18 protein-coding genes are annotated in these 23,505 nt (G+C 63.4%); 4 read left to right on the plus strand and 14 right to left on the minus strand.

What is annotated here, in order from left to right; genetic code table 11:
• The 6 genes from IB272_RS26360 to IB272_RS26385 form a co-directional block, all read right to left on the minus strand.
• On the minus strand, positions 1-586 hold a 586-nt coding region (locus IB272_RS26360), incomplete at its 3' end, for an amidohydrolase family protein (protein ID WP_192445423.1).
• A 2-nt stretch (positions 587-588) separates the two neighbouring features.
• Entirely contained in the window at positions 589-876 is a 288-nt protein-coding gene (locus IB272_RS26365; protein WP_034789552.1) for a XapX domain-containing protein, read from the minus strand.
• 84 nt (positions 877-960) lie between these two features.
• Complete coding sequence (locus IB272_RS26370) at positions 961-1,611, minus strand: hydrolase (protein ID WP_043623178.1); 651 nt, start codon at positions 1,609-1,611, stop codon at positions 961-963.
• A gap of 146 nt (positions 1,612-1,757) precedes the next feature.
• Positions 1,758-2,666 (minus strand): AraC family transcriptional regulator, encoded by a 909-nt coding sequence (locus IB272_RS26375; protein WP_113135834.1) that lies wholly within the window; start codon positions 2,664-2,666, stop codon positions 1,758-1,760.
• Positions 2,667-2,893: 227 nt separating this feature from the next.
• Positions 2,894-3,802: an AraC family transcriptional regulator gene (locus IB272_RS26380; protein ID WP_113135833.1), complete on the minus strand. Its 909-nt coding sequence runs from the start codon at positions 3,800-3,802 to the stop codon at positions 2,894-2,896.
• Positions 3,803-3,935: 133 nt separating this feature from the next.
• Positions 3,936-4,826 carry an AraC family transcriptional regulator gene (locus tag IB272_RS26385; protein WP_034789833.1) on the minus strand — a complete coding sequence of 297 codons (891 nt, stop codon included), beginning with the start codon at positions 4,824-4,826 and terminating at the stop codon, positions 3,936-3,938.
• Positions 4,827-5,148: 322 nt separating this feature from the next.
• Here IB272_RS26385 and IB272_RS26390 point away from each other — a divergent pair, with 322 nt between their 5' ends.
• Positions 5,149-5,529 (plus strand): hypothetical protein, encoded by a 381-nt coding sequence (locus tag IB272_RS26390; protein WP_146749526.1) that lies wholly within the window; start codon positions 5,149-5,151, stop codon positions 5,527-5,529.
• A gap of 42 nt (positions 5,530-5,571) precedes the next feature.
• Here IB272_RS26390 and IB272_RS26395 read toward each other — a convergent pair whose 3' ends face one another.
• Positions 5,572-7,860, minus strand: coding sequence for a hypothetical protein (locus IB272_RS26395; RefSeq protein ID WP_113135832.1), 2,289 nt, complete (start codon positions 7,858-7,860; stop codon positions 5,572-5,574).
• 438 nt (positions 7,861-8,298) lie between these two features.
• Here IB272_RS26395 and katG point away from each other — a divergent pair, with 438 nt between their 5' ends.
• The 3 genes from katG (at position 8,299) to IB272_RS26410 (ending at position 15,216) form a co-directional block, all read left to right on the plus strand.
• Positions 8,299-10,506, plus strand: coding sequence for a catalase/peroxidase HPI (gene katG / locus IB272_RS26400; RefSeq protein WP_090297014.1), 2,208 nt, complete (start codon positions 8,299-8,301; stop codon positions 10,504-10,506).
• Between the two features lie 405 nt (positions 10,507-10,911).
• Positions 10,912-12,024 carry an efflux RND transporter periplasmic adaptor subunit gene (locus IB272_RS26405; protein ID WP_034789574.1) on the plus strand — a complete coding sequence of 371 codons (1,113 nt, stop codon included), beginning with the start codon at positions 10,912-10,914 and terminating at the stop codon, positions 12,022-12,024.
• Between the two features lie 3 nt (positions 12,025-12,027).
• Entirely contained in the window at positions 12,028-15,216 is a 3,189-nt protein-coding gene (locus tag IB272_RS26410; protein ID WP_113135831.1) for a multidrug efflux RND transporter permease subunit, read from the plus strand.
• 105 nt (positions 15,217-15,321) lie between these two features.
• On the opposite strand, the gene IB272_RS26415 is transcribed toward IB272_RS26410, so the two are convergent.
• The 7 genes from IB272_RS26415 to IB272_RS26445 form a co-directional block, all read right to left on the minus strand.
• Positions 15,322-16,845 (minus strand): FAD-dependent monooxygenase, encoded by a 1,524-nt coding sequence (locus tag IB272_RS26415; RefSeq protein ID WP_113135830.1) that lies wholly within the window; start codon positions 16,843-16,845, stop codon positions 15,322-15,324.
• Between the two features lie 150 nt (positions 16,846-16,995).
• Positions 16,996-17,724, minus strand: coding sequence for a FadR/GntR family transcriptional regulator (locus tag IB272_RS26420; protein ID WP_060528942.1), 729 nt, complete (start codon positions 17,722-17,724; stop codon positions 16,996-16,998).
• A gap of 15 nt (positions 17,725-17,739) precedes the next feature.
• Positions 17,740-18,708, minus strand: a complete 969-nt coding sequence (gene yjfF / locus IB272_RS26425; RefSeq protein ID WP_034789588.1) for a galactofuranose ABC transporter, permease protein YjfF — start codon at positions 18,706-18,708, stop codon at positions 17,740-17,742.
• Positions 18,705-19,730 carry an ABC transporter permease gene (locus IB272_RS26430; protein ID WP_113135829.1) on the minus strand — a complete coding sequence of 342 codons (1,026 nt, stop codon included), beginning with the start codon at positions 19,728-19,730 and terminating at the stop codon, positions 18,705-18,707. Before IB272_RS26430 ends, yjfF begins: the two co-directional genes overlap by 4 nt.
• The gene (ytfR, locus tag IB272_RS26435) at positions 19,727-21,241 is read right to left on the minus strand and encodes a galactofuranose ABC transporter, ATP-binding protein YtfR (RefSeq protein WP_090297020.1); all 1,515 of its coding nucleotides are present in this window, start codon (positions 21,239-21,241) and stop codon (positions 19,727-19,729) included. Before ytfR ends, IB272_RS26430 begins: the two co-directional genes overlap by 4 nt.
• A gap of 133 nt (positions 21,242-21,374) precedes the next feature.
• Positions 21,375-22,337 (minus strand): galactofuranose ABC transporter, galactofuranose-binding protein YtfQ, encoded by a 963-nt coding sequence (gene ytfQ / locus IB272_RS26440; RefSeq protein WP_034789595.1) that lies wholly within the window; start codon positions 22,335-22,337, stop codon positions 21,375-21,377.
• Between the two features lie 203 nt (positions 22,338-22,540).
• Positions 22,541-23,440 carry an EamA family transporter gene (locus IB272_RS26445; RefSeq protein WP_060585691.1) on the minus strand — a complete coding sequence of 300 codons (900 nt, stop codon included), beginning with the start codon at positions 23,438-23,440 and terminating at the stop codon, positions 22,541-22,543.
• Positions 23,441-23,505 lie beyond the last annotated feature (65 nt).

The raw sequence follows: 23,505 nt of genomic DNA on the forward strand, positions 1-23,505 counted from the left end.
AGCCGACGGCGCGGAGCGCCGCGGCATTGAGCAGCGCCCGGTCATAGAGATGCAGCAGGAACACCGGCGTATCGGGCGCGACCGCGTTGATCTCATCGATCGTCGGCAACCGCTTTTCGGCGAACTGGTGCTCGGTGAAGCCGCCGACGACCCGCACCCATTGCGGCGCCGGCGTGATCGCCACCTGCCGCTTCAGCATGTCCATCGCATCGGCAAGCGAGCGCACGCCGTCCCAGCGCAGCTCCATGTTGAAGTTGAGGCCGCCACGCACGACGTGGGTATGATTGTCGTTCAGGCCCGGCAGGACGCGCTTGCCCTTGAGGTCGATGGTCTTTGTGCCTGAGCCTGCCAGCGCCATGATCGTCCTGTCGTCACCGACAGCGAGGATCAGGCCATCCTTGACGGCAACGGCAGTGGCAGTCGGATTGGCGCGGTCGAGCGTCGTCACGAGGCCGGTGTGAAGGATCAGGTCGGGCGTCATCGAAGTATCTCCGGTCTGTTGGGCGCCGGCGGTGCGGGCCGACGGGAAGAGAGCGGGCAGCGCCAGCGACGAGGCGGCACCGAGGAACGAGCGTCTAGTCGGCATCGTCAGGCCCTTTCGTCGGTGCCGGCAGCATCCTTCGCCGTGCCGGTTGCGATCTGCCCGCCGGGCAGATGGCCGAACACGTGCGGCATGCACTGCCGATTGAACCAGGAGAGGTTGACCGGCTCACCCGACAGGGCGCGCTTGACCAGGGGGACGGATTGCTCCCCTATGAGAATGCCAAGCAGACCGATCAGCGCGATGACCGGCGGCGCCGGCGAGCGGACGTTGAGCAGCGCATAGATGACGCCGACGACCAGCCCGGCTCCAAGCGAGAGAAGGTACATCTTCATCGCCAACTCCTTTACGGGATAAAGGTGGCGCTCCGGCCGCAGCGAGGCGGCCAGAGCGTTAATCTAGAGCGCGGAAGCGTTCTGTCAGTGGCCTTCGGACGCGCCGAACATCGACTTGGCGTAGATGATGCCGAGGCCATACGAACCGCCGAACTTCTTGGCGATACCGGTGGTCATGTCGTAGGTCTCGGTGCGCGCCCAGTCGCGCTGCAGCTCGAGCATGTATTGCAGCGAGGTCATCGGCCGGACGCCGGCCTGCACCATGCGGTCCATCGCCCGCTCATGCGCCTCATCCGAAACGTCGCCGCAGGCGTCGGCGATGACATAGACCTCGAATCCCTGATCGAGCGCCGAGAGGGTCGGGCCGACGATGCAGACCGAGGTCCACAGCCCGCACATGACAAGGCGCTTCTTGCCGATGCGGTTGACCTCTTCGATCACCGCGGCGTCTTCCCAGGTGTTCATCGAGGTGCGGTCCAGCAGTTTCTGGCCGGGGAAGGCATCGGTGATCTCGGAGAACATCGGGCCGGAGAACGTCTTTTCGGCAACGGTCGTGAGGATGGTCGAAACGCCGAAACCTGCCGCCGCATTGGCGACAAGTGCTGCGTTGTTGCGCAGGAGCACCGCGTCGATCGACTTGGTCGCAAAGGACATCTGCGACTGGAAGTCGATCATGATCAGGGTGTGGTCTTTGGGCGAGACGAGGAGTTTACCGGGGGTCGCTGTCGCAGACATGGTCGTGACCTCTTACTGTTGAAACTGAACTCCGATTGGAGAGGCCCAACTATGCCGCCGACCGGCGACCCGTTCTTGTCGCCAAAGGTGGATTTTTGAAAGTTTCGCTCGCCTTCAGCCGGCAGGGCGCGTGTACTTTCAGAGGGTTACGACTGTCGGCTGCGCCGCCACTGGCGCGGCGTGGCACCTGCGGCCTGCGCAAAGGCCCGGGTAAAATGGCTCTGATCCGAAAAGCCGCAGACGACGGCAATTTCACTTAGGGACGTGGGCGAGAACTGCAACAGATCCTTGGCCTTTTCGATCCTCTGCTGCAGCAGCCAGCGGTAGGGCGTGCTGCCCATGGTCTCGCGAAAGGCACGCAAAAAAGCCGCCTGCGACAGATTGCAGGTCGCAGCCATGTCCTCGACGGTGAGCTCGCCATCCAGACGGGCTTGCACCAGATCGCGGATCTTTGCCTGGCAGCGCTGCGAAAGCCTGCGTCCTCCGGCAAGGCTCTCGCCACGGCCGTTACCGTACTGCCGGACCATATGCACGCCGATTGCCACCGAGAGCTGGTCGACAAACAGCGCGCTTCGATCCGTGTATCCGTCCACCGACGCAAACAAAGCGCCGAGCATGCCGCCGAGAACAGGGTCGGGCGAGCCGGAAACGGGCCGCAGCTCGCTCACGCCAGAAGCATTTGCCGCGTCTGCGATGCGTTCGAGCGCACCGTGGCCGATTTCAAGCAAGGTGAAATCGAAGGATCCTTTGAGATCGGCTTTATAATCGTCGGCAAAGTTCCTGACGTAGATCGAGTTTTGGCCGAATTCCTGGGTCGCAGAGTGGTGCGCTCCGAAAACCCGGCGGCGATGACCGCCCACAAGCGATAGGCCGATCAGATAGCCTCGCCCGTTGCCAGGTGTCGTGACCTGGCCCGGCGGTCCCGCTGTCGACCGCTTGCGGTGGAAGACCATGTCGCGGCCTTCGATCGTCCTGTCGTCATCCAGCTGGTCGAGCGAGCATCCGAGACTGTCGCGCGGTCGCGCTCCGGCCGAGGCAGTGGAAACATTCGTCATCGTCTTCGCTCCTATGTGTCGAGACTGCCCGCCAAACCCACCTGCCGTGACGACGAAAACGAAAGACGTAAGTCGCCGTGCGCAGGGTAAACGTGCGCGCAACTCATTCTCGGTTTCACCAAATCATTTGCAGGAGCGGCCCTATGAATGCCCCGGTCGCCGCATCATTCTTGCACGTTTTTCACCTGTTTTGAAAATTTTGCACGAGGGCGCGCCCTCTTTCCACCCTATTGCGGAGATCGATCCACAGCGACGACGACCGACCGGTTCTTTTTCCGGAAGCGTGCCGGCGTTTCCCCCGTCTGGCTGGTGAATACCCGGGTCATGTGGCTCTGGTCGGCAAAGCCGCAGTGGATAGCAATTTCAGCAAGGGGTGTGTCCTGAAGCAGACACTCCTTAACCCGCGCGATCCGATATTCGGACAGCCACCTGGACGGTGTGCGCCCGAAGCTTTCCTTGAAAGCCTTGTTAAAATAGCTGCGCGAGAGCGCGCACTGGGCCGCAAGATCGCCGATCGAGAACGGCGTGTTGAAATAGGCGACCAGAAACTCCGTCGCCAGCCTCTCCTGCCATGGCGCCAGCGTCCCCTTCTTGTCGACGGGGAAATGCAGACCGCCATAGGCCTGGCTGAGATGGGCCAATGCGGCAAGGTTGATCTGTTCGACGAAGAGCAGATTGGCCCGGTCCGGCTCATCGAGCGAGGGCAGCAGGGCCTGGGCAAGGCCGAACATGACCGGATCCACGCGTCCCTGCACGGGAGACAGCGACACATACTCGCCGCGCCCGGCCCTTTCAGTAAAGCTCCGCATAGAGGCAAAGGGAATGTGGAAGCGGACATTGTCGAAGGGCGACAGATGGTGGCACTGCCATTGGTCGCGAAGATCGGTGATCGCGAGCGAGGCCTTGGGATGCCCTCCCTCATACACGAGTTCGCCACGCCGCCACAGGCGATGCGCCTCGAAGTCATGCATCTGGACGATGACGTTGAAGGCATCGGCGACCGGAATCAGCGGCCCGACTTCCAGATCGAAGCGATCCGAGAAGGTTCTCGTGACGGTGATGTCACCGACGCTGATCCGCTTGGCGATCGGGCGCGGTGTGCGTTCGTCTGCGCTCAGTCCTTCTTGCAAGGCCATCGGTCAGGGTCTCCCGATTTCCAGCTCAGCCGCCCGCTTCAGCGGCCGGGCGGATGCTACAACGGTTGGCTGTCGCAATATAGAGGCAAATCCAGCGATGCATCGCCGAGCGTCAAAGGTCAGCATGGTACCCTCACTGCAGCCAGCGCGCGCGCCAGACGGCGGGTGTCACGCCCGTCACCTCACGAAAGGCCTCGACGAACCGGGCCTCGTCGGCATAGCCGCAACTGGCGGCGGTTTTGCTCAGCGACCATCCCTCTTCGATCAGATAGCGCTTGGCGCGACCGATCCGGTACCGCATCAACCACTCTTGCGGCGTCTGGCCGGTCACGGATGCAAAAGCCGCGGCAAAACCCTCTTCCGAAAGATTTGCGGCCGCTGCTGCTGCCGCAAACGAAAAGTCCTTGGCCCAATGGTCGATCATGAAGTCCTTGGCCGCCTTCTCCTGCCACACAGACAGATCGGGGCCGCCGGATGCGACGGCGCGATCCGGGTAGGAATGCAGAAGATGCGCGCAGATGGCGACGGCGATGTGCTGCAGCACCGCACCCGGTTCACCCTCGCTCTCGTCAAGAAGCGGCGACAGCGCCAAGGCGAGATTGTGCATGACGTCGTCGACCTCGCCGCGACGGCATCTAAGACTGGTGGCGGCGGGAGCATGCGAAAACTCGCAGACTTCATGAAACAAGGCCCGTGGCAGATGGAAAGCGAGTGAATCGAGATCGCTGACGAGCCGGATACTGGCGCCCTCAGCGAGATCGACGAGACAGATCGACCCCTGCCGGTAGCGGCGAATTTCACTTTCGCTTTCGCCCGGCACCAGGTCGCAGTGCATGACATCCTTGAAGTAGAACATCAGGAAATAGGCGTCGTCGGCCGGCAGCGATACGATGCGGCTCAGTTCTCCGTTCAGCCGGCACCGCAGGCGCGTCACCGAAAACCGGGCGTCCCGCACGGGCCGCACCATGAGAAACGGCGCCTTCGGCTCGCCAAAATACGCTCCAATACCGCTTGGCTCTGTCATCATCCGTCCAGCCCCGCCCCCTGGCGATGGAGTTCACTCCTCGCGTGCAATCCGATTCGATGCGCGAAAGATCCGACGCAAGGGGGCATCTCGCTATTGCCGCTCATATCCGAGAAAACATGGGGGGTGCTGCCAGTAATTTCTTGTATCCTTTGCTCACATTTAGCCGCAAACGGCTCTGTATTGACTTCATGCCGCATGATCCCGCCGCTTCAAAGCGGCCGCGTCTCGGTGACGTAGCTCTCGAAGAAATCGGAGAACTTGGCAACCCTGAGCGGCAGCCGTTGACGGGCTGTGCGATATCCGGGCATTCGCGGCCTCCGTGGAAGACCTGGCGAACACCATCGGCGACAGGCGGCGTGTGTACCCGGGCCAAGCCGTCTATGGCATCGGCTACGCCACAGGCGCGACGCTGCTCGCCGCACTCCTGGTCAAATATCCTGGTCTGTTCGAGCGAGCGGTCCTGCTGCATCCCCTCGTGTCTTGGGTGCCACCCGGCAACGCCGGACTTCAGGGCAAACCGATCCTGGCCACCGGCGGCCAAGACGATCCTACCGGTCCATTGGCGCTCGCCGAACAACTGGTCGATTATCTTGCGGGGCAGAAAGCTGATGTCCGACCCCTCTACAATCGGGCCGCACACGAGATCGAGCAGGATGAATTGATAGCGCTTCGGGATTTCCTTCAGGCGGCCATCGACTGAAGCAATGCGGGCCGCATCTGATGACGCGGCCCGCGATAGATTTTACTGCGCCTTGGCTTCGATATCGACTTGCTCGAGCAGAAGCGCCGGGTTTTCGGCAGCTCCCATCAGTTCGAGCGCGCCGACACCGGCTTCATCCTTGGCCTTGACCTTCAGCGTGAAGGTGCCGGGCTTGCTGATGAACTGGGTAAACGCCGTCGCCGCGTCCTGCAGTTTCGGCTGCGTGGCGGCAAAATGCTGCACACCGGCGCTCGTCATCAACACGAGCAGGCCGCGAACGCTGTCCTCGGTCATGTGGTTATCTTCGGCATAGAGCTTGATGCCCTTGGCCATGATGCCCTTGTCCTCGAGCTTGAGCGTGACTTCCCTCGCCGTAAGACCGAACATCGCGATCTGCGCGGCATTGAGGTCGCCAGAGAAGAAGTCCTCCGAAGCGCCGCCCATGACGCCGGAGAAAGAGAGGCTGCCCATGTCCTTGCCATCCAGCGAAATCTGCTTGATGACGAAGTTCTCGTTGGGCTCATCCCACGACAGTTCGACGTTGGACGAGAAGACCAGCTTGTCGAGGCCGATCTTGCGCAGCGTCTTGAAGCCCTCTTCCTGCGTGTCCGCAGGGATCGGAACGCTGAGGTCGCGGTAGCTGACGCGGACATCCGTCGGAATGCCGTTGCGCGGCTTCGTCAGCGCGATTTCATAGGTATCGAGCGTGAAACGAACGCGTTCCGGAACGGACGGCACGGCCGGCTGCTCTACGGGCGCCTCGGCCATCGGGTCTTCCGGCACTTCACCGGCGATCTCCGCGCCGCTGGCGGCTTCGCCGTCGGTCGCTTCATCCGCCGACTGCTCTGCAGGCGCCTCGGCCATCGGCTCTTCTGCTGCATCGCCGGGGACCGCCGCGTCGCTGGCGGCTTCGCCGTTTGTCGTTTCGTCCGGCACCTGCTCGGCTTCCGGCGCCTGTTCGGCACTGATCGACGGATCGACCTCGGTTTCGGTCGCGCTCTCGTCCTCGACGGTTTCACTGTCCGTCACGGCTGCCGGGTCGCTACCGGGCATGTCCACGTCGAGCCCGGCGATCCGGATCGTGCCGAATTCCGGCATCAGCGTGGTGTAGGGGAAGGTCTCGAATTCCTCCTCCTTCAGGCCCGCAAGCTTCGTCAGTGCCTCCATGGTCGGAGCCCAGGAGAAACCGTTGATGCTGGCTTCGGCAAACTTGAAGTAGTCGGTCCCCTCGCCCGCCGTGACACCGTTCATCGTGCCATCGAAACTGCGACCGTTGAGCTGGAACGCCATCTTGTCGACGGCGAGCTTCACGAGCTTGCCCTCGGCGCTTTCCTGCTCCGGCACTTCCATCTTCAGGCCGAGCAGTTCCATGTCGCCCTTTGCCAGCATGTCGACCAGCGAAAGAATGCGTTTGAAGAATGCCTGGCGCTCCGCCGGTGGCAGGGCTTGCGGATCGCTGACCGCCTGGAGTTGCTCGAGCGTTTCGAGAAGCGGCTCGGTCGGCATGCGGACGCTGAGGCCGCTGCTGCGCACTTCGTCGTAGCCGAAACGCGACTTGCTATCGGAGAAGGCAAGGTTCTTTACGGAGATCGGGCCGTAGAGCAGCTTCGGTTCCTTGTCCTCAGGACCGGCTTTTTGCGTGTAGATGCGGGCCATGTAGGCCACATCGAAGCTCTCTCCGGTGACGGCGCCCATGGTGCCGTCCATCTTTTCCCGCTTCGTTGCCCCTTCGCCGTCAGGAATATCCATGGCAAAGGCGAACGTGGCGCCGCTCGCCGAATAGCGCGCAACGCGGCCGCTGGCGATATCCTCGAGCCGGACATCCTTGTAGACCGTCTTCTGCTCGGAGCTTGCAACGTTCTGGACGATGGTCACTTCCGGCGCGGAGACCTGCTTTGCCGCGAAACGCTCGATGCGCTTCAAAAGGTCAGCCTTTTCCCCGCTTGCCGTCAGGCCGGCTGCGAAAAAGTCGGGATCTTCCAGCGTTGCCGCAGGCACGGAAAGCTTGGCGGCCTTCAGGTCGAGCTCCAGGCCCTTCACGTCGAGCTTGCCGCTCAGCGAAAAGATCTTCGGACGTCCGTCGATTGCCGCGATGCGCGCGCTGACGCCATCGGCGAAAGGCAGCGTGACGTCGCGCAGATGAATGCGGCCGAAGAAGTCCGCCTCAACCGAGCCGGCCTTCCCGCCGCGCTCGGCGATGAAGGTCCCGACCGCCTTTTCGAGCATGAACTTGCCGCCGACGACACCCGCGGCTGCGATCGCGATGACCGCGACAGCAGCCCAAAGTGCTTTGCGACGGCCCTTGCCGGCACCAATTTCTGTCTCAGCCACGATTTCTGTCCTTTCGTCACACGAAAAATGGAAAGCTCTTGAGTCGTTGCGGTGTGACTAACCATTGGCGCTACCTTCCGCAAGTTTGGCGGGAGTGCAGTGCAACAATTTTCTTGTATCGGCTGCAATCGGCAACGCTCCAACGTCATCAAAAATGCATGGAGGGCTGCAAGCATGTGCCCATGGGACCCATGTCCATTAGCGATAGGATTCGCTTATCGCTACAATCAGGAAATCCAACTTAAATTAATGGAACCACTTTGATAGAGTCTACGGCACAATGAGGGAGACGCAGCCAGTGGCGACACCGCTTCGCGGAACGACAACCACCGACGGCACCAGACATGCCGGGCCGCGGGCTCGGCTGGGCGCCTGTCAGCGCCTGGCGCTTTTCCTCTGACCCATCCAAAATTCACGTCATCTTGAAGGGAGATAAAAATGGACGCGAAAGCCGACAAAACGGGCAAATGTCCCGTCATGCACGGAGCCCAGACGAGCGCACAGTCGCCCGGCACCTCGAACCGCGACTGGTGGCCGAACCAGCTCAACCTGAAGATCCTGCACCAGAACTCTTCGCTGTCCGATCCGATGGGCGAAGCCTTCGACTACGCCGAGGAATTCAAGAAACTCGACCTGCCGGCGGTGAAGAGGGACCTCTTCGCGCTGATGACCGATTCGCAGGATTGGTGGCCGGCCGACTTCGGTCACTATGGCCCGCTCTTCATCCGCATGGCCTGGCACAGCGCCGGCACCTACCGTACCGGTGACGGCCGCGGCGGCGCGGGCGCCGGACAGCAGCGCTTTGCGCCACTCAACAGCTGGCCGGACAACGCCAACCTCGACAAGGCACGCCGGCTGCTGTGGCCGATCAAGCAGAAATACGGCAACAGCATCTCCTGGGCCGACCTGATGATCCTCGCCGGCAACTGTGCGCTCGAGTCTATGGGCTTCAAGACCTTCGGCTTTGCCGGTGGCCGCCCCGACGTCTGGGAACCGGAGGAAGACATCTACTGGGGCACGGAAAAGACCTGGCTCGACGACAAGCGCTACTCGGGCGACCGCGACCTCGAAAACCCGCTCGCCGCCGTTCAGATGGGCCTGATCTACGTCAATCCGGAAGGCCCGAACGGCACTCCGGACCCGCTCGCCGCCGCGCGTGACATCCGCGAAACCTTCGCGCGCATGGCGATGAACGACGAGGAAACCGTGGCGCTGATCGCCGGCGGCCACACCTTCGGCAAGACCCATGGCGCCGGCGATGCGGCCAATGTCGGCCGCGAGCCGGAAGCTGCCGGTATCGAGGAACAGGGCCTCGGCTGGGCAAGCACCTACGCCAGCGGCCGTGGTGGCGACACCATCACGAGTGGCCTCGAAGTCACCTGGACGACGACGCCGACCAAATGGAGCAACAACTTCTTCTGGAACCTCTTCGGCTACGAATGGGAACTGACGAAGAGCCCGGCCGGCGCACACCAGTGGACGCCGAAGCATGGCATGGGTGCCAACACCGTGCCGGACGCGCACGACAAATCCAAGCGCCATGCGCCGTCGATGCTGACGACCGACCTCGCCCTGCGCGTCGACCCGGCCTACGAGAAGGTCGCACGGCATTTCTACGAGAACCCGGATGCCTTCGCCGACGCCTTCGCCCGCGCCTGGTACAAGCTGACGCACCGCGACATGGGTCCACGCGCCCGCTATCTCGGCCCGGAAGTGCCGGCCGAAGAGTTGATCTGGCAGGATCCGATCCCGGTCGTCGATCATCCGCTCGTCGACGCCAAGGATATCGCCGATCTCAAGGCCAGGATCCTCGCTTCGGGCCTTTCGGTCTCCGAACTGGTTTCGACCGCCTGGGCGTCGGCCTCGACCTTCCGCGGCTCGGACAAGCGCGGCGGCGCCAATGGCGCGCGCATCCGCCTTTCCCCGCAGAAGGACTGGCAGGTCAACCAGCCGGCGCAGCTGGCGAAGGTTCTCGAGGTCCTCGAAGGCATCCAGCGTAGTTTCAACGACGCCCAGTCCGGCGGCAAGAAGGTGTCGCTCGCCGACCTGATCGTGCTCGGCGGCGCCGCAGCGGTCGAGAAGGCAGCCAAAGCCGCCGGCCACGACATCGAGGTCGCCTTTGCGCCTGGCCGCATGGATGCGACGCAAGAGCAGACCGATGTCGAGTCCTTCGCGGTTCTCGAACCGATCGCCGACGGCTTCCGCAACTACCAGCGGGCCCAGTACGCGGTTTCGCCGGAAGAGCTGCTGATCGACAGGGCGCAGTTGCTGACGCTGACCGCGCCGGAGATGACCGTGCTCGTCGGGGGCTTGCGCGTTCTCGGCGCGAACCACGGGCAGACCGCCCACGGCGTCTTCACCGATCGTCCGGAAACGCTCAGCAACGACTTCTTCGTCAACCTGCTCGACATGGGCACGGCCTGGACGGCGACATCCGACGCGAAGGATGTCTTCGAAGGGCGTGACCGCAGAACCGGCGACGTCAAGCGGACGGCCACCCGCATCGATCTCGTCTTCGGTTCGAACTCGCAGCTGCGGGCCATCGCCGAAGTCTACGGCCAGGCGGATGCAAAGGCGAAGTTCGTACGCGATTTCGTCGCGGCCTGGAACAAGGTGATGAACGCCGACCGTTTCGACCTCGTCTGACGGCTGGATCCGGCAACAGTACTAAGCATGGTCCCGGCATCGCGCCGGGACCTGTCTGCCCAGCGGCTTCGCGAAACTGTCACCGGAGGTTGCAGACCGGTCTCGTCAATTGTGACGATGTGGCACACGTAAAACGTTCGCCTCCACGCATCTCCCTCAACCGAAATCCGACAAAATCAGCCTGTCGCCTCCCTCTGCCGTGAACGGACGATGGTCTGGCAAATCATTGCTTTTGTGACAAGTTCTCTCTGAACCCGCCTTTCGCGGGTATTTGCATCATCTTTGCAAGCCTCCACTTAAATCAACCCATGATTGCGTGACTTGGCGCGGAGAACATGTTCTGATTTCAATGCACTGCCAAGGACTGATCTTATCTCCAGCTGTTTCGTTCAGGGGGAACGTTGCATGCGTCGTTCGAGAATTCCTGCCCTTTCACTATCATCAGCACTGCTTGTCGCGATCGGGTTTTCCGCGCAAACGGCATTGGCGCAGCAGGCGCCAGCCGTGGTCGTGGCGCCGGCCACCATCATGGACCTGCGCGAGAGCGTGGATCTGACGGGCAAGGTTACGGCGATCCAGAAAGTCGATATTCGCGCCCGCGTTTCGGGTTTCCTCGAGGCGGTCAACTTCACCGAAGGGCAGAAGGTGACGGCGGGCACGGAGCTCTACCGGGTGGAAGACGGCGCCTACCGCGCCGCCGTGCAGGAGATCGAAGGGCAGATCGAGGCAGCCGAAGCCGCCAAGGAATTCGCGATCCTCGAGCGCGACCGCGCCGAGCAGCTCCTCACCAGCAAGACGATCAGCCAAGCCAAGGTCGACGAAGCGCACGCGCAAGTCAGGAAAGCCGAAGGCGACCTGATCCGGCTCAAGGGCAGCAAGGACAACGCCGACCTCAACCTCTCCTATACGAAGATCACGGCGCCTTTCGACGGCATCGTCGGCCTGACGGCGGCCGATGTCGGCGCCCTCGTCGGCCCGGACAGCGGCCCGCTCGTGACGCTGACCCGGCTCGACCCGATCTATGTCCAGTTTCCGGTGGCGACCGCACTTTACCTCACCTATCGCGAACGGGTGCTGAAGGGCGAGATCAGCGGCGGCGCCAATGTCGGGCTCGGCCTTCCGAACGGCACCGAGTACAAGCAAAAAGGCACGATCAACTTTATCGCCAGCAACGTCTCGCAAGGGACGGACACCGTGACCGTGCGCGCCGAGTTCCCCAATCCGGACAGCATCCTGCTCGACGGTGCGCTGGTGCGGGTGATGCTCGAACAATCCGACAAGCAGAACGTGCTTGCCGTGCCGCAGCAGGCGGTCCAGCGTGACCAGCAGGGCGCCTTCGTTCTGGTGGTCGACGCCAGCTCCAAGGTCGAGCTTCGCCGCATCGACGTGTCACGCAACGCCCGCGGCCAGGCGGTCATCAGCAAGGGCCTCAAGGAAGGCGAGAACGTCATCACAGAGGGCGCCGGCAAGGTGCGGCCCGGCATCACCGTCGATGCAGCCACGGCAGCAGGTGGCTAAGCGATGATTTCAGAGATCTTTATCGATCGCCCGCGCTTCGCCACGGTCATTTCCATCGTGCTGACGCTGGCGGGTCTGCTTGCGCTCACCCGTCTGCCGATCGCCCAGTTCCCCGATATCGTGCCGCCGCAGGTGAGCGTCACCGCCAGTTATCCCGGCGCCGGCGCCGACGTGGTCGAAACCACCGTCGCCCAGCCGATCGAAAGCAAAGTCGTCGGCGTCGACGACATGCTCTACATGAAGTCGACGAGCGGCGCCGACGGCTCTTATACGCTGACCGTCACCTTCGCCGTCGGCACCGACCCCGACATCGCCACCGTCAACGTGCAGAACCGCGTGTCGCTCGCCGAGGCCGGCCTGCCCTCCGAGGTCAAGCAGAGCGGCGTCAGCGTGCGCAAGAAGTCCTCCGCGCTGATGCAGGTCGTCACGATCTTTGCAGCGGACGAGAAGCAGAACTTCGACAGCCTGTTCCTCTCTAACTACGCCACGATCAACGTGCTCGACACGGTCAAGCGCGTGCCCGGCGTCGGCGATGCCCAGCTCTTCGGCGCCCAGGACTACTCGATGCGCGTCGTGCTCGACATCGACCGCATGACCAGCCTCGACCTGACGCCGACCGATGTGATCAATGCGCTGAAGGCCCAGAACGTCCAGGCCGCGATCGGCCGCATCGGCGCCCAGCCGATGACCGACGACCCGCTGTTCCAGCTCAATCTCCAGACGCAAGGGCGCCTCACCGATCCCAAACAGTTTGAGGACGTGGTTCTGAGGGCACGGCCCGACGGCTCCTATGTGCGCATCCGCGACGTCGCGCGCGTCGAGCTCGGCGCCGCCAGCTCCGATTCCAACGCCCGGATCAACGGCAAGCCGGTCGCCATGATCGGCACCTACCAGGCGCCGGGCGCCAACGCGCTTGCCGCCGCCAGGGGCGTGCAGGAGGCGATGGAACGGCTGTCGAAATCCTTCCCGCCGGGCCTCACCTATTCGGTCTCCTACGACACAGCCCAGTTCGTCGAAGCCAGCGTCGACAACGTCGAGGAGACGCTGTTTGAGGCCTTCATCCTCGTCATCATCATCGTCTTCCTGTTCCTCGGAAACTGGCGGGCGACCCTGATCCCACTCGTTGCCGTTCCCGTCGCACTCATCGGCACCTTCGCCGTGCTGCTCGCCATGGGTTTCTCGCTCAATACCGTGTCGCTGCTTGCCATGGTGCTGGCGATCGGCATCGTCGTTGACGACGCGATCGTGGTCGTCGAAAACGTCGAGCGGGTGATGGAGGAAAATCCAGGCCTGTCGGCTGCGGAAGCGGCAAGGCGTGCGATGGGCGAAATCACCGGCGCCATCGTCGCCATCACGCTCGTGCTGCTCTCCGTCTTCGTGCCCGTCGCCTTCATTCCTGGCCTCAGCGGCCAGCTGTTCCAGCAGTTTGCCGTCGCCGTTTCGGTGTCGATGGTGATCTCGGCGATCAACGCGCTGACGCTCAGCCCGGCGCTCTGCGCGGTGCTCTTGAAACCCCATCATGGGCCGAAGCGCGGCATCCTCGGTTACATCTCGCGGACCATCGACAAGGGGCGTGACGGCTATGCCTTCGTCGCCGGACACATCGCCCGGCGCGCCATCATCGGCCTGGCACTGCTCGCGGTCGCCTTCGTCGCCACGGGCTTCCTCTTCAAGGTCGTGCCGACCGGCTTCCTGCCGGCGGAAGACCAGGGCGCGTTCTTCACGGAAATCCGTCTGCCGGAAGGCGCCTCCTACAACCGCACCGACGAAGTCGTGAAACAGGTCGAGACGATGCTCGGCGGCATCGAGGGCGTTGCCAACGTCATCACCGTCACCGGCTACTCCTTCCTCGACGGTTTGTCGAAGTCCAACTCGGCCTTCGCGATCGTCACGATGAAACCCTTTGCGGAACGCCTGAGCGAAGCGGCCGGCGTCGAGGCGGCGATCCGCACGACCATGGTCAAGGGCCAGGCGATCCGCGGCGCGCAGATCTTCGCCTTCAACCTGCCGCCAATCATGGGCCTCGGCACCGGCTCGGGCTTTGAGTACCAGTTGCTCGATCTGCAGGGCCGTTCCGTCGCCGATCTTTCGGCAACGGCGGGCGGCTTGATTATCGCCGCCAACCAGAACCCGGCGCTCGGGCCGACCTTCACCACCTATTCGGCAAGCTCGCCGCAGCTCTATCTCGATATCGACCGCGACCGCCTGCAGGCCCTCGGCGTTTCGGTGAGCGACCTCTTCACCACGCTGCAGGGCACGCTCGGCAGCTACTACGTCAACGACTTCAACCTCTTCGGCCGCACCTGGAAGGTGACGATGCAGGCGGCGCAAGCCGACCGCAACGCCGTCGACGACATCCAGCGCCTACACGTGCGCAATACGAGCGGCGACATGGTGCCGGTCGCCTCGGTCGCCAAGGTCGACTATATCGTCGGTCCCCAGTCGATCGTGCGCTACAACAATTATCGCTCGATCACGCTGAACGGCCAGCCGTCCGCCGGCCGCTCCTCGGGCGAGGCGCTTGCCGCCATGGAAGCGTTGTCGGCCTCGACCCTGCCGCCCGGCTACAGCTACGAATGGACCGGAACGGCGTTGCAGGAGCTGGAGGCGGCGGGCAAGACCACCGCCATCCTGGCAATGGCCGTGCTGTTCGCCTACCTCTTCCTCGTCGCGCTCTACGAAAGCTGGACGATCCCCGTGCCGGTGCTCCTGTCGGTTGCCTTCGGCGTCTCAGGCGCGCTCTTGTCCGTGCTCGTCGCGGGTCTGTCCTTCGACATCTACGCCCAGATCGGCCTCGTCGTGCTGATCGCGCTCGCCTCGAAGAACGCGATCCTGATCGTCGAGTTTGCCAAGGCGCACCGCGAGGCTGGAGCAAGCATCGTCGATGCGGCGATCGAAGGCGCCCGCGCCCGCTTCCGCGCCGTGATGATGACGAGCTTCGCCTTCATCGTTGGCCTGGTGCCGCTGGTGGTCGCCAAGGGCGCCGGCGAACTCAGTCGGCGCGCGGTCGGCACCGGTGTCGCTGGCGGCATGCTTGCCGCAGCGCTCGTCGGCATCTTCGTCATTCCGGCGCTCTACGTCGCTTTCCAGTGGCTGCGTGAGCGCGGCCACAAGCTCGTGGGCATTTCCCGGCATCCGGCCGTTGAAGGCGAAGCAGCGGAACGCAAGGCCGAGACGCCGGCCGGGCACTGACCGCCGGTCGAGTTCAAGCCGACAAGGGATCGTATCTCTCGTCTCAGCTTGACGCTCCTTGCGACCAAGCATCGGCGGCGCACCGCGCCGCCGTCTCGGGAAATCTCAAGCCGGCGCCGACAGGCGGATCCCCTGTTCGGCGAAGTAGGCTTCGAGGGCTTCCGGCATCGCTCGGTCCGCAACCACCGCCACATAGGTGTCCGGACGCAACAGATAGGCGGCATCCCGCGCCAGGCCGGCGGCGGCCTGTTGCTCGCCCCATGGGAAGACGTGAAGCGGCATGTGCTTGGCCGCGCACCAAGCTCTTATGTCGTTATGCGCCTCGCCATAGACATGTACCTGCCAGGCGATGGCCGCCAGCGAAGCGTAATTGTCGAGGCCATTGATGCCTAGCCAGGGCAGCCGATCGCCACCCTGCACCCGGCCGCGCGCACTCCGGCTCAAAGGGCCGCCGCGATAGTTGAGCTGCGTCTGCGACAGGATGCGAAACAGGAATTCTCTGACACCGCCGACGCGGTAGGCGACACCAGCCAAGGCTGGGGCGACGTGGATGCGCAGGAAATCCGCGACGCTGCCTTCGGCCGTCACGAAGGTGAACAGCCGGTCGGTCGTTTCGACAAGCTGGCGGGCAAATGCGATCCGTTCGCCTTCATAGCTGGCGAGCAGGCGGTCCGGCGCCTGTCCCTTCAGCACCGCTGCAAGCTTCCAGGCCAGATTGATGGCGTCGCCGATGCCGGTGTTCATGCCCTGGCCGCCGACCGGACTATGCACATGCGCAGCGTCGCCGAGCAGAAACACGCGCCCGCGCTCGAAGCGATCGGCGACACGATGATGCACACGGTAGGTGGAGAACCAGTTGACCTTGTCGACGGTGAGGCGAAGGCTTTCGATGGCGCGATGGCTCACATCGGCGAAGGTGAGTGCGTCTGCATCCTCCCGCTTCTCCCGCACCAGACCGATGAGGCGGCCCCGCCCCTCGGCATAGGCGAGCAAGGCGACGAAATCACCGGTTTCGAGCGATATATGGGCTTCTCCATTCGCAGTCGCCCCACTCACTTCAACGTCAGCGACGTAAAAGGTCTGGTCGTAGGTTCCGCCGGCAAAATCGACCTCCAGTCCGTGCCGGACCGGCGAGCGCGCGCCGTCGCACCCTGCAAGATACTGCGCCGTGCAAACGTCCGAGCCACCATCGGGCAACTGCAAGCGAGCGCTCACCCCGGCGGCGTCATGCTCGAACTCGACAAGCTCGGTCTGCCGCTCGACCTTGACGCCCAAGGCCGCCAGTCGGGCCTCCAGCAGCCGCTCGTGATGATCCTGCGGATAGACAAGAACGAAGGGATAGGGCGTCATTTTCCCGCCGGTCGGACTGAAGGATATCCGCGCCTTGACCTTGCCCTTCGCCCAGAGGTTGACCGAAGGGTTGCGGTGACCCGCCTCGAACACGGCATCGGCCAGATCGAGCTGCCGGTAAAGCTCAAGCGTTCGCGCGTGCACGACCATCGCCCGCGACGTCGGGCCGGGACCAACGTTCTTGTCGATGATGCGGACCTTGACACCCTGGGCGGTCAGCCAGAGAGCCAGCACCAGGCCCGTCGGTCCCGCGCCGGCGATCAGCACATCCTGTTTCACCCTGCTCTCCCCGCTCGCTCTGTCGGCGGCCCGGTCGCATCGGGATTTGGGTTTCTCCGCCCACAACGGCAGCCTACGCGCAGGTGCCGGCAAATGCCAAGCAGCGCGGCGAATTCCGCCTTGTGTCTTGCCGACGGACACGGCTGCGGATCAGCCGCGTGCCCTCAAATTGGCGATCAACTGCTGCTGGCCGACGCGGATCACCTGCTCCATCGCAACCCGTGCACCTTCCTCGTTGCGCAGGCGGATCTGCTCGACGATGCGGATATGCGCGACCGCGACGCGGTCGATCTCGGCACCATCGGCGGCCGTGTTGCTCAATTGAAAGACACCCATCAGCGCCGCCTCGATCAGGCTGCCGACGGTCTGCATGAACGGATTGAGCGACGCTTCAAGCAGACGGAGATGGAATTCGAGATCGGCGCGCGCCAGCGTCTGCGCGCTATGGCCGGCATCGCCCATGGCAACGGCCAGCCGCATCATCTGGGAAATATCCGCGTCCGTGGCGCGGCGTGCCGCCAGTCCGGCCGCATAGGGCTCGAGCGCCAGACGGACCTCGCTGACATGGCGGAGAAACGCCTCATCGACGCCGGCCCGGAAATGCCAGGAAAGCACGTCGCCATCGAACAGGTTCCAGTTTGCCTGCGGCATCACGCGCGTGCCGATGCGGGCGCGGGCGACAATCAGCCCCTTGGCGGCAAGTGTCTTCATCGCCTCGCGCAGGACCGTGCGCGAAACGTTGAAGCGTGCCGCCAGCTCCACATCACCCGGCAGGATATCCCCGACAGCGAATTCCCCTCCGACCACCGCCTGGCCGAGTTCCTCGACGACGAGCCGGTGGCTCGTGCGTTTGCGCGGCTGATGGGGGGACGGCCACATCGCGCGACCCTTGCCTCACGCCCGCTGCTGGCGCTGGCGCGAAACGAAGATGATACCCTTCTGCAGCAGGATAAAAGCAAAGAGCAGAAGGCCGATCAGGATCTTCGTCCACCAGCTCGACAGCGATCCGTCAAAGGTGATGTAGGTCTGGATCAACCCTTGAATGAGGATGCCCACCAGCGTGCCGGCAACAAAGCCCGAACCACCGGTCAAAAGCGTGCCCCCGATGACGACCGCGGTGATGGCGTCGAGCTCGACGCCGACGGCGGCAAGGGAATAGCCGGCCGAGGTGTAGAGCGAAAAGACGATGCCGGACAATCCCGCAAGCAGGCCCGAGAGCGCATAGATGCGGATCGTCGTCGCCGCAACCGGCACGCCCATCAGTCGCGCCGTCGCCGTGCCGCCGCCGAGCGCATAGACATTGGTGCCGAAGCGTGTGCGGTGCGCGATCAGGATACCGATCGCGAAGACGAGCAACATCAGGCCGCCAATCAGGGTGATGCGCCCGCCGCCCGGCAGCTTGAAGTAGAGCGCCTTCAAGGTCGCGTAGAAGGGATGCTTGATCGGAATGCTGTCGATCGACAACACGAAGGCCATGCCCCGCGCCAAGAACATGCCCGCCAGCGTGACGATGAAGGGCGGCATTTCCAGATAGTGGATGATCGCCCCCATCGCGGCGCCGAAGAGCGTCGCGATCGCCAGAACCATCGCGAAGGCAATGAGCGGGTGGATGCTCGTGTGTTCCAGCACGACGGCGAGAAACACGCCGGTAAAGGCGATCACCGAGCCGATCGAAAGATCGATGCCGCCGGAGATGATGACGAAGGTCATGCCGACAGCGGCAATGCCAAGGAAGGCGTTGTCCGTCAGAAGGTTGCCGATGACACGCGTCGACAGCATGTTCGGATATTGCGCCACGCAAAGCGCGTAGCCGAGCAGGAAGATCACGAGCGTTGCCGTGAGCGGAAGATATTTCGGCTTCATTTTGCGGCTCGCTCGCTCGGGTTTCTCGCACCGCGCGCCGGCACGAGGAGGGCAAAGGCCGTGCGGAAGCGCGGCGACTGAAGCACCAGGATGAAGACGATGATCGCAGCCTTGATGATCAGGTTGAACTCTGGCGGGAAGCCGGAGAGAAGAATGCCGGTGTTGATCGCCTGGATGATGATCGCGCCGAGCACCGATGCGGCGATGCTGAAGCGGCCGCCGAGCAGCGACGTGCCGCCGACGACGACCGCAAGGATGGCATCGAGCTCCAGCCACAGACCGGCATTGTTGGCATCCGCACCGCGGATGTCAGCGGCGGCGATAATGCCGGCGATGGCAGCGCAGAGACCGGAAAGCACATAGGCGGCGATCAACAGCACAGGCGTCAGCACCCCGGACAGCGTGCTCGCCTGGCGATTGACACCGATCGCCTCGATCAGCATGCCGAGCGCCGTCCGCCTTACGAGCAGCGCAGTCAATATGCCGAATATCAACCAGATCACCACCGGCATCGGTAGGCCGGCAAAGGAACCGCTGCCGATGAAGACGAGGCCGGGGTCGTTGAAGGTCAGGATCGCCCCCTCGGTGATGAGCTGGGCGACGCCGCGGCCGGCGACCATCAACACCAGCGTCGCGATGATCGGCTGGATGTCGAGCACCGCGACCAGCACCCCATTCCAGAGACCGCAAAGGATACCGACGCCAAGCGTGATCAGCAGCGTCGCGGCGAGCGAGTGTCCCGACGTGATCGCCGCGGCGGCCGTTGCGCCGCAGATCGCCATGACCGCGCCAACCGAGAGGTCGATGCCCTTGGTGGCGATGACGACCGTCATGCCGATTGCCAAAAGCACCACCGGCGCGCCGCGATTGAGGATATCGATGAGGCTGCCATAGAGGCGGCCATTCTGGATCTGCAGGTTGAGGAAGCCGGGAAACACCAGTGATACCGCCGCGACGATTATGCCGAGCGCAATCAGCTGCGGCAGCAACCGGTTGAAATAGAGCCTGAGGAACGACGTCACGACGTCCTCCTTTCATTGGTTGCGGCGATCGCTTCGACGATCTCACTGGCTGTGATGCGGCTGCCGTCGAGTTCGGCGACATGGGCGCGATCGCGAAGCACGATGACCCGGGTGCTGTAAGCGACCAGTTCCTCGATCTCCGAGGAGACGACGATCAGGGACAGGCCCTTCTCGCGCAGCGCCTCGATCAGCTTGACGATTTCCGCATGGGCGCCGACATCGATGCCGCGCGTCGGCTCGTCGAGGATCAGGAATTCGGGCTCGGTCGCGAGCCAGCGCGCGAGGATCGCTTTCTGCTGGTTGCCGCCGGACAGAAGCTTGATCGGCTTCTCCCGATCGGCCGTGCGGATATCGAGCGCGCGGATATAGTGGTCCGCCAGCCGGTTCTGCTCCGCCCGCGAGATCGGCCGCGTCCAGCCTCGGCGGGCCTGCAGCGCCAGCACGATGTTTTCGCGCACCGAGAGATCGCCGATAATGCCCGAAGTCTTGCGATCCTCCGGGCAGAAGCCGAAGCGATGGCGAATGGCAGCGCGCGGCGACGAGAGATCGACCGCACGACCATCGATCTCGGCCCCGCCGCTGTCAGCGCGATGGGCGCCGAAGAGAAGCTCGGCGGTCTCCGTCCGTCCGGAGCCGAGCAGGCCGGCCATGCCGACCACTTCGCCGGCTCGGACATCGAGGTCGAAGGGTCGGACGCGCCCCTTGCGGCCGTAGTTTCGGAAGCGGTAGCGCAACGGCCCTTGCTGGGCCTCGGCGCGCGGCGCGTGGATTTCCGCCGCCAGCTCGCGGCCGATCATCATCGCAATCAGCTCGCGCCGATCAAGACCGGCGGTTTCGCGCGTTCCGACGAGCTGCCCGTTCCTAAGCACGGTAATCCGGTCGGAAATCTCATAGACCTGTTCGAGGAAGTGGGTGACGAAGACGATGCCGAGCCCGCGTGCCTTGAGGCGCCGGATAATGCGGAACAGCATCGCCACCTCATGCGCATCGAGGCTCGCCGTCGGCTCGTCGAGGATCAGCACCTTGCCGGAGAGATCGACGGCGCGGGCAATGGCGACCACCTGCTGGATCGCCACCGAATAGCTGGCGAGATCGCGGGTGACGTCGATGTCGAGTTCATAATCGGCAAGCAGATCCCGTGCCCGCCGATTCATGGCACGGGCGTCGACCATGCCGAAGCGGCGCGGCTGGCGCCCGAGGAAGAGGTTCTCGGCAACCGTCAGGTTCGGCAGCAGGTTTACCTCCTGATAGACCGTGCCGATGCCGAGCGCCTGGGCTTCGAAGGTGTCGCGCGGATCAACCTCGGCATCGTCGAGCAGGATGGCGCCGCCGTCGCGACGATAGGCGCCGGTCAGGCATTTGATCAGGGTCGACTTGCCGGCACCGTTTTCGCCAAGCAGCGCATGAACCTCTCCGCGCCTGAGGTGAAAATCGACCTTGTCGAGGGCTCTGGTCCCCGGAAAAGTCTTTTCGATCCGGATCGCCTGGAGAATGTGGTCATTGGTCTGCATCGATACCGTCTCCGCGATGCTGGTATCTACTGACGAGAAGCACAGCGCCTAGCTGCGGCAAGCTGTGCTCTTCAGACGGAAACTCGGGAAAGAGCGTGGCCCGCGCGAGAAGCAGCGCGGGCCACGGCCAACGTCAGTAGCCGAGGCCCTTCTTTTCCTCGTAGACCTTCAGCGGCTCGTCGGCTTGCGTGTAGAGCTTCGATTCCGTCTGGATCCACTTCGGCGGCGCGGTGCCGTCCTTCTGGAAGGCGGCAAGCGCATCGAAAGCGGGACCGGCCATGTTCGGCGTCAGCTCGACCGTGGCATTGGCTTCGCCGGCGGCCATCGCCTGGAAGATGTCCGGAACGGCATCGATCGAAACGACAAGGATGTCCTTGCCCGGCTTCAGGCCGGCTTCTTTGATTGCCTGGATGGCGCCGACGGCCATGTCGTCGTTGTGGGCATAGAGCGCGCAGATGTTCTTGCCGCCGTCCTCAGCCTTGAGGAAGCTTTCCATGACTTCCTTGCCCTTGGTGCGGGTAAAGTCACCGGTCTGGCTGCGGATGATCTTCAGGTTGTCGTGGCCGGATAGCGCCTGTTCAAATCCCTTCTTGCGGTCGATCGCCGGCGAGGAGCCGGTCGTGCCCTGAAGCTCGACGACGTTGCAGGGCTTGCCCGCGGTCGTGTCGACCAGCCATTTGCCGGCAACATTGCCCTCATGCACGAGGTCGGACGTGACGGCCGTCAGGTAAAGCTCATTCGACGAATCGACCGTGCGGTCGAGCAGGATGACCGGAATTTCCGCGTCCTTGGCTTCCTGCAGCACTTCGTCCCAGCCGGTTGCAACCACTGGCGCCACGAGAATGGCGTTCACCCCTTGCGCAATGAAGGAGCGGATCGCCTTGATCTGGTTTTCCTGCTTCTGCTGTGCGTCAGCAAATTTGAGGTCGATGCCGCGCTGTTCGGCCTGCTGCTTGGTCAGTGTCGTCTCGGCGGCGCGCCAGCCGGACTCCGAGCCGATCTGCGAAAAGCCGACGACCAGATCGGCCGCGGATGCGCTGCCAAACGTGCAGGCAGCAAGGATCGTTGCACTCGCAAGTGCCTTGGCGATTTTCATGATTTCCTCCCAAAGAAAGCTGCCTCCACGCAGCCATCGAGAAAAAATCATATAATATTACTTTTGTAAACGGGCACATCTCGCCTGTCGTGCGCAACGTGCCTATTTTTTTGGAGAGGTTGGCGCGGCGGGCTGAAGCGCCAGCCCCCCAACTGCGAGTTTCAGAAAGCCGATGTCAGGCAAAACAGCCTGGCTGCTGCGCTCTAGGCTTTCGCCAGCAAGGTTCCGGCGGCGCTCGCGAGCATGACGAGGGCCACGCCGAAGATCTGGTTGAGGGAAAGCGCCTGACCCAGCACGATGAAGCCGGCACCCGCGCCGATCGCCGGCTCCAGGCTCATCAGGATGCCGAAGGCCGATGGCTGCATGCGCCGCAGCGCCATGAATTCGAGCGCATAAGGCAGCAGCGGCACCAGGATGGCAAGCCCGGCCGTCATCAAGAGCATGTCGAAGGAGAAGCCGGACTGCACCTGAGACAGGCCGAACGGCGTCGCAAAGAGCGCGGCAAACAGCAGCGAAACGGCGAGCCCTTCCAGTCCCTTGAAGCGTTGGCCAGCCTGCTTCATCAGGATGATGTAGCCGCCCCAGCCGATCGCCGCACCGAAGGCGAACAGAAGCCCGCGCGTATCTGCGACCCAGGAGGAACCGTCCCAGGAGAGGCAGAGCACACCGGCCGCAGCGATAACGGGACAAAGCAGGCGCCAGCCACGGCCGCCGAAAACGGCAGCGACCGTCAGGGGACCGAGAAACTCGATCGCCACGGCAAGGCCGAGGGGAATGCGGGCGATCGCCGCGAAGAAGCAGAGCGTCATCACCGCCATCGTCGCGCCGAGCGAAAGCGCGGAAATCCATTGCGCTCGGGTGTAGCGGAGAAAAGGCGGGCGGACGAGGATGAGCAGGAAGGCGGCCGCCCAGGATAGCCGCAGCCAGGTTGCGCCAAAGGCTCCGACGCTTTCCATGGCGGGCTTCGAAAGGGCTGCGCCAAACTGCACGCTCGACATCGAGAGCAGGCAGAAGACGATGGCAAGCGTGACGCGCCCGTTGGTGTCATCCGTCGCACCCGGTTCGCTCCACGCGCTATTCGCTGTCGTCTCTGTTTCCGCCATGTCCGTTCTCCCCTTGGGCTTGAACAGACATAACAATCCCGGCACAATAAGGAACGCTAATAATT

Source organism: Ensifer sp. ENS08, from assembly GCF_014852195.1.
Taxonomy (GTDB): domain Bacteria; phylum Pseudomonadota; class Alphaproteobacteria; order Rhizobiales; family Rhizobiaceae; genus Ensifer; species Ensifer adhaerens.